General features: G+C 56.3%; 10 protein-coding genes and 1 pseudogene. 6 read left to right on the top strand and 5 right to left on the bottom strand.

Features of this window, described 5'->3' with window-relative positions; translation table 11 throughout:
• The 6 genes and pseudogenes from R6U41_RS03175 to R6U41_RS03150 form a co-directional block, all read left to right on the top strand.
• Positions 1-401 (top strand): annotated as a pseudogene (locus tag R6U41_RS03175) (hydroxylamine oxidoreductase); the annotation flags it as partial.
• Between the two features lie 236 nt (positions 402-637).
• Positions 638-2,269 (top strand): hydroxylamine reductase, encoded by a 1,632-nt coding sequence (gene hcp / locus R6U41_RS03170; protein WP_410268381.1) that lies wholly within the window; start codon positions 638-640, stop codon positions 2,267-2,269.
• A gap of 120 nt (positions 2,270-2,389) precedes the next feature.
• The gene (locus tag R6U41_RS03165) at positions 2,390-2,710 is read left to right on the top strand and encodes a cupin (protein ID WP_410268380.1); all 321 of its coding nucleotides are present in this window, start codon (positions 2,390-2,392) and stop codon (positions 2,708-2,710) included.
• A 9-nt stretch (positions 2,711-2,719) separates the two neighbouring features.
• Positions 2,720-3,694, top strand: a complete 975-nt coding sequence (gene epsC, locus R6U41_RS03160) for a serine O-acetyltransferase EpsC (protein ID WP_410268379.1) — start codon at positions 2,720-2,722, stop codon at positions 3,692-3,694.
• Between the two features lie 23 nt (positions 3,695-3,717).
• Positions 3,718-4,650 carry a cysteine synthase A gene (gene cysK, locus R6U41_RS03155; protein WP_410268383.1) on the top strand — a complete coding sequence of 311 codons (933 nt, stop codon included), beginning with the start codon at positions 3,718-3,720 and terminating at the stop codon, positions 4,648-4,650.
• A gap of 30 nt (positions 4,651-4,680) precedes the next feature.
• Positions 4,681-5,964 (top strand): O-acetylhomoserine aminocarboxypropyltransferase/cysteine synthase family protein, encoded by a 1,284-nt coding sequence (locus tag R6U41_RS03150; RefSeq protein ID WP_410268378.1) that lies wholly within the window; start codon positions 4,681-4,683, stop codon positions 5,962-5,964.
• Positions 5,965-6,052: 88 nt separating this feature from the next.
• Here R6U41_RS03150 and R6U41_RS03145 read toward each other — a convergent pair whose 3' ends face one another.
• The 5 genes from R6U41_RS03145 to R6U41_RS03125 all read right to left on the bottom strand — a co-directional run.
• Positions 6,053-6,211 carry a hypothetical protein gene (locus R6U41_RS03145; protein ID WP_410268377.1) on the bottom strand — a complete coding sequence of 53 codons (159 nt, stop codon included), beginning with the start codon at positions 6,209-6,211 and terminating at the stop codon, positions 6,053-6,055.
• 22 nt (positions 6,212-6,233) lie between these two features.
• The gene (locus R6U41_RS03140) at positions 6,234-6,746 is read right to left on the bottom strand and encodes a DUF4168 domain-containing protein (RefSeq protein ID WP_410268376.1); all 513 of its coding nucleotides are present in this window, start codon (positions 6,744-6,746) and stop codon (positions 6,234-6,236) included.
• A 270-nt stretch (positions 6,747-7,016) separates the two neighbouring features.
• A complete protein-coding gene (locus tag R6U41_RS03135) occupies positions 7,017-8,333 on the bottom strand; it encodes an AmpG family muropeptide MFS transporter (protein WP_410268382.1) in 1,317 nt (438 codons plus the stop codon).
• 51 nt (positions 8,334-8,384) lie between these two features.
• Positions 8,385-9,824 carry a TrkH family potassium uptake protein gene (locus R6U41_RS03130; protein WP_410268375.1) on the bottom strand — a complete coding sequence of 480 codons (1,440 nt, stop codon included), beginning with the start codon at positions 9,822-9,824 and terminating at the stop codon, positions 8,385-8,387.
• A gap of 33 nt (positions 9,825-9,857) precedes the next feature.
• On the bottom strand, positions 9,858-10,391 hold a 534-nt coding region (locus R6U41_RS03125), incomplete at its 5' end, for a hypothetical protein (protein ID WP_410268374.1).

Genomic DNA, 10,391 nt, shown 5'->3' with positions numbered 1-10,391 from the left:
TGCAGTGCCATGGCGACAACTGGGTGGATGATCATTACGCCACATTTGACAAGGTGGTGGAGGAATACAACGAGGTTTATTTCAAGCCGGCCAGGGACCTGATGAACGAGCTTTATGAAAAGGGGCTGGTGGATGATGAAAAGATGTTTGATGAAAAAATAGAGGTTGAGTACTATGAGCTGTGGCATCATGAAGGCCGCAGGGCCCGCATGGGCGCGGCTATGATGGCCCCGGACTATACCTGGTGGCACGGCTTCTACGAGGTCAAGAACCGGTATAATTCGTTTATGAAAGAAGGCCGCGAGCTGATCAAGCACAACAAAAAGGCTGAAAAAGCGCCGGATTTCCCCAATGCCACGGGCAGAACCACCCGGCCCGAGGCCATTTTCGGCAGCCAGTAAAATCTTAAAGGCCGGGTTTTTCACCCGGCGCCGGCATTTTTTGCAAAACCCGAACCTCCGTTTTATCTTTGTCAAATAAGGATAAAACGGAGGTTTTGTTTTTTCTGCAAAAAAATTCTTCCTCTTGACCTAAGTCAAGGCCTGGATTCGCCTGGCGGACTATAACATGGACGAAACATCGAAAAAGTGTCCATGTATCAAAAATTGAAAAATTACCCCCAAAAAGGAGGCATCTCATGTTTTGTTTTCAGTGTGAACAAACCGCAAAAGGCGAAGGCTGCACAAAAATTGGCGTCTGCGGCAAACAGCCGGACGTGGCCGAACTCCAGGATGTGCTGGTCTACGCCATCAAGGGCCTGGCCCAGGTGGCCAACGAGGGCCGCAAGGTCGGCGTAAAGGACAGCAAGATCGATCATTTCGCTTGTGAGGCCATGTTTTCCACCCTGACCAACGTGGATTTTGATCCGCCGCGGTTTGTGGAGCTGATCAACCAGTGCGTCAAATACCGCGACGAGCTGAAGAAAAAAGTGGAAGCCGCCGGCGGATGGGCTGATTTCACCAGCGGCCCGGCCACCTTCACCCCGGCGGCCACGGTTGAGGAACTGGTGGCCCAGGGCGAAAATTTCGGCCCTGAGGCGGAAAAGCCGGTGGTGGACCAGGATATTCTTTCCCTGCGAGAAACCCTGACCTACGGCATCAAGGGCATTGCCGCCTATGCCGATCACGCGGCCATCCTGGGAAAAACCGATGACCGGATTTTTGATTTTATTCACCAAGGCCTGGCCGCCACCCTGGACGAGAGCCTGGGCGTGGATGACCTGCTGGGACTGGTGCTCAAGTGCGGGGAGATCAATCTGGTGACAATGGAGCTGCTGGACGCGGCCAACACCGGCGCATACGGCAACCCCGAGCCCACAGAAGTGCCCCTGGGCGCCAAAAAGGGCAAGGCCCTACTGGTATCCGGCCATGATCTGAAAGATCTGGAGCAGATTCTCAAGCAGACCCAGGGCAAGGGCATCTATGTTTACACCCACGGCGAGATGCTCCCCTGCCACGGCTATCCGGAACTCAAGGAATACGAGCATTTCTACGGCCATTACGGCACGGCCTGGCAGAACCAGAAAAAGGAGTTTGCCGAGTTTCCGGGGGCCATTGTCATGACCACCAACTGCATCCAGAAGCCCCAGGAGGTTTACCAGGACAATATTTTTACCACCGGCCTTGTGGGCTGGCCCGGGGTCACCCATATTGCGGACAAGGATTTCACCCCGGCCATTGAGAGGACGCTGGCGCTTCCAGGATATGAAAAGGATGTGGACCGCGGATCGGTCATGGTGGGCTTTGGTCACAACGCGGTGCTGGGCGTGGCCGACAAGGTCATTGAAGGGGTCAAAAACAAGGATATCCGCCATTTCTTCCTGGTGGCCGGATGCGACGGCGCCAAGCCGGGCCGCAACTATTATACCGAATTTGTGGAAAAAGTGCCCGAGGACTGCATTGTCATGACCCTGGCCTGCGGCAAGTTTCGGTTCTTTGACAAGAATCTGGGCGATATCGGCGGAATCCCGCGCCTGCTCGACATTGGCCAGTGCAATGATGCCTATTCGGCCATCAAGATCGCCTCGGCCCTGGCAGATGCCTTTGACTGCGGCGTCAATGATCTGCCGCTTTCAATGGTTTTGTCCTGGTACGAGCAGAAGGCCGTGGCCATCCTGCTGACCCTGCTTTACCTGGGCATCACAGACATCCGCCTGGGCCCGAGCCTGCCGGCGTTTGTATCTTCTAACGTGCTCAATGTGCTGGTGGACAAGTTTGACATCAAGCCCATCAGCACCCCGGACGAGGATCTTAAGGCCATTCTGGGATAAGCAGCAACAAAGAACAGGGTTGTCCTCCCGCAACCCGGTGCGGGTACCGGATGGGTTCCGGGCCCGCACCCCCGGGGGGATTTTGCAGGCACACCAACGGCATTGGCGAAAGGAGCCGACATGCTTAAAAAAGTGGAAGTGTTCAAGGAAAACGATTTTTCGGAAAAATCATTAAAAAAACTGCTGGTGCATGATTCGCCCTATTTCAAGGTGATCAACTTCAATTTCAAAGCCGGCCAGGAACTGCCCGTGCATTCCCATGACATTGACGGCCAGCTGAGCATCGCCGTGCTTGAGGGCACCGGCGAGTTTCTGGGCGCAGAAGACGCGGGCATGCCCGCAGCCCCGGGAGATGTGCTGATCTCCGATATCAGCGAACCCCACGGCATCCGGGCGGAAACCGACATGCGGGTGCTGGTCACCATTGCCCCGCCCATATGAAAAAGGCTGATGATGACAAGTGATACCCGGCAACCCAAAGCTATGACCTGCAAGGACGAGGTGCGCGATTACTCCGGATACAGACAAAAACTGCCCGGGGTGGTGGAGGCCATCCTTGCGGGCTGCGGCGAGGAGCAGTCCTATACCCATATTGATTACGAGCCTGCTCCTTCTGAGGCAGAGGTCATTGATATCCTCCATCAGCTGCGGGAGATTGTGTTTCCCGGTTTTTTCAGCCGGGAAAAGATTGATCCGGTCAATCTCAAATACAACATGGGCCGGCAGGTGACGCTGTTATATGACCTGTTGTCCGAGCAGATCACCCGGGCTGTTCGCTATGAATGCTTCAAGTTTGATCTGGAATGCACCGACTGCCGGAAGCGCGGATATGAAACCGCCCTGGCGTTTCTGGAATTCGTGCCGGATCTGCAGCACCAGCTGGCAAAGGACGTGGTCGCGGCATACAAGGGTGACCCGGCTGCCAAGAGCTACGATGAAATCATTTTTAGCTATCCGGGCATGTTTGCCATCATGGTCTACCGTATTGCCCACCGGCTCCATGCCCTGTCTGTTCCCCTGATTCCCAGAATCATGACCGAGCATTCCCACCGGATCACCGGCATTGATATTCATCCGGGCGCGGTCATCGGTAAAAGCTTCACCATTGACCATGGCACCGGTGTTGTGGTGGGCGAAACCGCCCGGATCGGCGACAACGTGCGCATCTACCAGGGGGTTACCATCGGGGCCCTTTCCGTGCCTCGCAGCAAGGCCGATGAAATGCGGGAGACCAAGCGCCATCCCACCATTGAAGACGACGTGGTCATTTATTCCGGGGCCACAATCCTGGGCGGGGATACCATTATCGGCGCCCGTTCAGTGATCGGCGGCAATGTCTGGATCACCGAGCCGGTGCCCGCCGACACCACGGTGCTTCTGGAATCGCCGCGCCTGATTTACCGGAAAAACCCGCTCAGGGTTTGATGTCATAAAGGAGGTTTATGGGTATGCCCCTGTTTGCCGATATCTCCGAAACCATGGGAAACACGCCCCTGGTGCGGCTAAAGGGCCTGTCCGAAGCCGGCCCGACAGCTGCCGGGGCTGAAGTCTATGCCAAGCTTGAATTTTTCAATCCCCTGGGAAGCGTGAAAGACCGGATCGGCGCGGCCATGCTGGATGCGGCCTTTCAGGAGGGAAAAATCGGGCCGGGATCACTGATTGTGGAGCCCACCAGCGGCAACACCGGCATTGCCCTGGCCTTTGTATGCGCGGTCCGGGGCTACCGGCTGTGTCTGACCATGCCCGAGACCATGAGCACCGAACGGCGCAAGCTGCTTTCCCATCTGGGAGCGGAACTGGTGCTCACCCAGGCGGAATACGGCATGAAAGGCGCCATCCAGGCGGCCGGGGAAATGGTGGCCACCTATGAAAACGCCTTTATGCCGGATCAGTTCTCCAACCCGGCCAATCCGGAAATCCACCGCAAAACAACCGCCGAGGAAATCTGGCGCGACACGGACGGACAGGTGGACGTCCTGGTGGCCGGCGTGGGCACGGGCGGCACGATCACAGGCGTGGCCGGGCTGTTAAAGGAAAGAAATCCGCAATTTTATGCCGTGGCCGTGGAGCCGGCCGACTCGCCGGTGCTCTCCGGCGGGGCTTCGGGATCCCATAAGATTCAGGGCATCGGCGCCGGTTTTGTCCCGGAAATCCTTGACCCGTGCCTGATCAACGAGGTAATCACGGTGACAAACGATCAGGCCTTTGACACGGCCAGAGCCCTTGCCAGCCGGGAAGGTATCCTTTGCGGGATTTCCTCTGGTGCGGCGGCCTGGGCGGCCCTGGAACTGGCCGGGCGGCCGGAGTTTGCCCAAAAGCGCATTGTTACCATTTTGCCCAGCACAGGCGAGCGCTATATCAGCACTGAATTGTTTTTGTAAATAAACCCGAAAAAGCACAAAAGAGGGGATATGTCTGACCAGAAACGCTTTGAAACCATCTGCCTGCATGCCGGCCAGGTCCCGGACCCGGCCACGGGCGCCCGGGCCGTGCCCGTGCACCGGACCACCTCGTATGTGTTTGAAAACTCGGATTACGCGGCCCGGCTGTTTTCCTACCAGGAGCCGGGCAATATTTACACGCGTATCATGAACCCCACCCAGGATGTCATGGAAAAGCGCATGGCGGCCATGGAAGGCGGGGGCGCGGCCCTGGCCCTGGCCTCGGGCACGTCTGCGATTTTCTATTCTATTATCAATATCTGCTCTGCCGGACAGGAGATTGTTTCCGCCAACAACCTCTACGGCGGCACCTACACCATGTTTGACAGCATTCTGCCCCAGATGGGCATCCGCACCCGGTTTGCAGATGCCCGCAGCCCGGAGAGTTTCGAGGCGGCCATTAACGAAAACACCCGGGCCCTGTTTGCCGAAACCATCGGCAACCCCGCCCTGGAGTTCACAGACATCAAGGCTGTGGCCGAAATTGCCCAAAAACACGGCCTCCCGCTGATCATTGACAATACCTTTACCACGCCGTATCTGCTTCGCCCCATCGAGCACGGGGCCAATGTGGTGGTCAATTCGGCCACCAAATGGATCGGCGGCCACGGCACGGGCATCGGGGGTGTGGTGATCGACGGGGCCAATTTTGACTGGACAAATCCCAAGTTTGAAATGTTTAACACCCCGGATCCGAGCAATTTCAATTTGCGGTTTGCAACCGATCTTGGGGAAAACAACCCCATTGCCTTTGTCATGCGCATGCGGCTGGTGGCCCTTCGCAACCTGGGGGCTTGTATTTCGCCGGACAATGCCTGGATTTTTCTGCAAGGCATGGAGACCCTGCCCCTTCGCATGCAGCGGCACTGCGAAAACGCCATGGCCGTGGCTGAATTTTTAAAGACGCATCCGCAGGTGAGCTGGGTGCGCTATCCGGGCCTCGCAGATGATCCCGCATATCCGGTGGCCTCGCGCTACCTGGAAAACGGATTCGGCGCCATGGTGGTATTCGGCATCAAGGGCGGAAGGGAGGCGGGAAAGCGGTTTATCGACAGCCTGAAACTGTTTTCCCACCTGGCCAACGTCGGCGATGCCAAGAGCCTGGCCCTGCATCCGGCCAGCACCACCCATTCCCAGTTAACAGACGCCCAGCAGATTGAAGCCGGGGTCAGCCCGGACATGATCCGCTTGTCCGTCGGCATAGAACACATTGATGATATTGTAACGGATTTGGATCAGGCCCTGCACGCCTGACGGGTTGTAAAAAAACCGGGATCCGGGTGCCAGCTGGCACCCGGATCCCGGTTTCGGAGGGGGAAATGATGATAAAACAGCTGCTGGTTTAGTAAGACTCCTCTTCTTCACCATCGGGCTGCTGACCCGGCGCCTGCTGCTGCTGTTGCTGCTGGCCGCCCTGGCCCGGCTCCTCGGGTGCTTCACAGCCAAGGCTAAAGCCCATGGTAAACAGCACCAGGAGAATAAGGGTGATGTATTTCTTCATAATCTGCCTCCTTTGTTAAGCGTTACATCATATCTTTAACTTTTTCCCGCAGGTCGGAATCGCGCTGCATGGCCATGCTGATCTCGTTGTATTTTTCCACGCTGAGATCATTTTTCTCAATCACATCCATGATCTTTTCCCGATACTTGCTTTGCAGGTCCCGGGCCTGGTTTTCATCATCGGCTTCCTGCAGTTCAGAGGAGTAATCAGACTGCAGATCCTGCACGTCCTTGTGGGCCTTGGCAAATTTTTCAATGGTTTTGTCTTCAAAATCCGCCTTCTGCTCGGGCTGCTGGCCATATTGTCCCTGGCCCTGCTGGCCCTGGCTCTGGCCCTGCTGACCTTGCTGGCCCTGATCCTGGCCATACTGGTCCTGCTGGCCCTGCTGGCTCTCCTGACCCTGCTGGCCGCCGTAGCCGCTGCCGCCGTCCTGCTGGGCCATGGCCGGGGTAATGGCCAGGGTAAAGCACCCGATGAGCAGGGGGCACAGGATTTTCCAGAAATTGGTCCTGAAAGTCGTTGTTCTGGTTTGCATTGTTGTATACCTCCTTGTTGCTGAGATTCATGATTGCGATGGAGTGAAATATCCAGATTTCGCAATATTTGTCTCTGCTAACGCAGGATGCGTGCCAGTTGAAATAAAAATTTGAATTTAAGTATAACTATTTGAATATATAAAAAATTTTTTTAAATGGGCAGGCCGGTGCCCGGGAGAAAAAGGTGTTTAAAAACGTCACATGTTCTTTTCTGTCACGTGCGCTTTGTTCTGCAATCTGATCTGAGATGTTTATGCCATGGCCGGGTGTCAGTCTGCCATGCCCGGCCTGGGACTGTGATCCGGGTGGGCGATGTTTATCAGCACCAGTGCCAGGACAATGGCCGGAATGCCCATGACAGCGGTGATCATGAAAAATCCGGCCCAGCCGGTGTACTGTGCCAGCATGCCAGTGAACCCGCCGGCAAATTGGCCGGGAAGGGTCATCAATGAGCTGAGCAGGGCGTACTGGGTGGCGGTGTAGGCGCTGTTGGTCAGGCTCGACAGATAGGCCAGAAACACTGAAATGGCCAGCCCGCCGGTGATGTTGTCGGCAATAATGGCAACGGCCAGACCTTGGATCTCCGGGCCGGTCACGGCCAGCCAGGCAAAAAGCAGGTTTGTGGCCGGGGCCATGAACGCGGTAAACAAAAGCATGGCCGCAATGCCGAAGCGTGCGGTCAAAAGGCCGCCGGCTGCCGCACCCGCAAGGGTCATGGCCAGGCCGAATGCCGCTGCCACGTTTGCGATCTGGGTCTTGTCAAATCCGAGATCCAGGTAAAAGGGATTGGCCATGACCCCCATGAAAATGTCGCTGATGCGAAAAAGGGCCACAAAAACCAGGATGGCGGCAGACGCCTTGCCGTAGCGTTTGAAAAAATCCGCAAACGGGCAGATCACCGCGCTGATGAGCCATGCGGTGATCCGCCGCCTGATCCCGGTATCCCGGGTTGTTTCCAGGTAGCGGATGACGGTTTCCTCCAGCTCCCGGGTTTTGCCGTTGATATTGACCTCTGGCTCGCCCGTGACCAGGGTGGTGATGATCCCCACGGCCATCAACACCCCCATGATTGCGTAAGCCAGAGACCAGCTGCCCATGGCTGCGATATGGAGCACCCCGGCGCCTGCCACCAGCAGGGCGACCCGGTAGCCGGTGACATAGGCCGCAGCCATGGCCGCCTGTAAATGCCTGGCCACGGCTTCCACCCGGTAGGCGTCAACAGCCACATCCTGGGTGGCCGATCCCAGCGCGGCAATCACGGCCCAGACGGCCACCAGCCACAACTGATCCACGGGGTCGGCGGCCGCCATGCCCAGAAGGGAAAGGCCTACAGCCGTCTGCGCCGCCAGCATCCAGGCCCTGCGGCGGCCCAGCACGCGGGTCAGCAAAGGCAGGGGGGCACGGTCCACCACAGGGGCCCAGAACACCTTGATGGAATGGGCGATGCCCACCCAGGACAGAAACCCGATGGCTGCCAGCTCAATACCTATATCCCGCAGCCACGCGGTAAAAGTGCCACCCACCAGCAGCAGGGGCAGCCCTGCGGAAAACCCGAGAAACAGCATTCCCGTCACCCGCGGATGCAGATATACCCGCCAGCCCTGGTATGTGGGTTTTATTATAATAAGGCCATTCCCCTATCGGATCATGCGGTAAAACAGAAACATCAGCAAGCCGAAGATTTCCAGGCGGCCCAGCAGCATGACAACGGTGAGTGTCCACTTGGCGGAATCCGGCAGCATGGCGAAATTGGAAAGCGAGCTGACCATGCCAAAACCCGGGCCCACATTGCCCATGGCCGCCACGGAACCGGAAAAAGCCGTCATCAGGCCAATGCCCATAAAGGTCAGCGTCAGTGCAGAGATGCATACCACGCAAAGATACAGGACAATATAGACAATCCCCGCCTCAACAATTGCTGCATCCATCACGGTCCCGTCCAGCTTCAGGGCCACCACGGCCCTGGGGTGTTTCATTTTTCGGAACTGGCCGAGAAAGCTTTTGCCGAACACAACCACCCGATCGACTTTGATGCCCCCGGAAGTGGAGCCCGCACAAGCGCATTGCAGGGAAAAAAGGATCAGGATCAGCTTTGAAAAGCCCGGCCATACATTGGTGTCCGCGGTGGCAAAGCCCGTGCTCGTGCCCAGTGAGACCACCTGAAAGGCGGCAGCCCGAAGGGCCTGCCAGAAATCGGCATACACATCGCCCCAAATATTTAATGAAACCACGGCCACGCCAACGGCCATGGCCGCCAGGTAATACCGGACAATTGCGGATTTCCAGATTCTTTTGATGTTCTGGGTGAGGGTTAAAAAAATCAGGGCAAAATGGATTCCGGACAGGACCATAAAGACAATGATAATGCTTTCAATCAGCGGACTGTTAAAATGTGCAACCGAGTTGTTTCGCGGGGAAAAGCCGCCTGTGGCAATGGTGGCAAAGGAGTGGGTGAGGGCGTCAAAAAAGCCCATTCCCGCAAGCAGCAGACAAAGGGTTTCCGCGGCGGTCAGGCCCAGGTAGACGACCAATAAAATTTGCAGGGTTTTACGGGTTCGGTAACGGAAATTTTCCACAGCAAGCGAGGAAATCTCGTTTTTGTAAAGCACCATTGCCGCCTGGCCGGTCCAGGGCGCCACAGCCAGCATGAAAACAACAATGCCGATGCCTCCGATCCAGTGCGTTAAAGACCGCCACAAGAGCAGGCCCAGCGGAAGGGTTTCGATGCTCGACAGAATTGAGGAACCAGTGGTGGTAAATCCTGAAACGCTTTCAAACCATGCATTTGTGAAAGTAAAGGGCCCGCCCCACATGATATAGGGCAAGGCCCCGATCAGTGCGGACATCACCCAGCCGGCCACCACAATGGCCAGGCCTTCATCGTTGTGGATGTTTTCAACCGGCGGGATATATATGATCGGAAAAACCCCGATTAAAGCCGTGACCCCGGCGCTGTATAAAAGCGGCAGCCGCGCCGTGTCCCCGTTTATTGCTGATACAATGGCAGAAATCAGCAAAAACAGGGCATTAAACAGCAGTACAAGGCCCATGTACCGGATGATGATCTGCGGTCTCATCACAATACCTCTTTTGCGATTGCGCCCATGCCGTCAAAGCCCCGGGTCATTGCGATTTCTTTGCACCATGGCCACCAGGTTGGATACAGATGCCGCCAGGTCATTGATTTCATCATTTGTGGCGATTTTCAAGTGAACGGGTTCATTGGTTTTCAAAAAGGTTTCAATGGCGCTGATGATGGAAAGGATCGGATTGACGATATAAATATTGACAAAGTAGCCAAAGAGCAGCGAGAGCACCAGGGCGGACAAAATGGCCACAATTCCCGGCATCACGGCCCTGTGCGCCCTGGTTTTGAGACTGGATGCGGTTTTGTACATGGCATTGTCGTTAATGGCCATCAGTTCCTGCACTTCCAGTTTGACCAGGTTAAAAGCCTTGTGCGCGTCTTCGAAATACCACCCCAGGTTGCCCTCCCGGGACGTACCGGCAATGGGCTGGTCCCACAGCCGGCGGTATTTTTCGTAAGCCTTGTGAATCCGCTGCACATAGCTTTTTTCATCCGGGATGGTCAAATTGTTTTCCGCAGTCTCCAGGGCGTCCATGAATTTTTCATCCGCGGCCTG

Origin of the sequence: Desulfosalsimonas sp. (genome assembly GCF_046483245.1) — a bacterium.
In the GTDB taxonomy this organism is placed as follows: Bacteria; Desulfobacterota; Desulfobacteria; order Desulfobacterales; family Desulfosalsimonadaceae; genus Desulfosalsimonas.
Note: the sequence above shows the minus strand (reverse complement) of the source record. Positions and strands in the feature narration are given on the sequence as shown.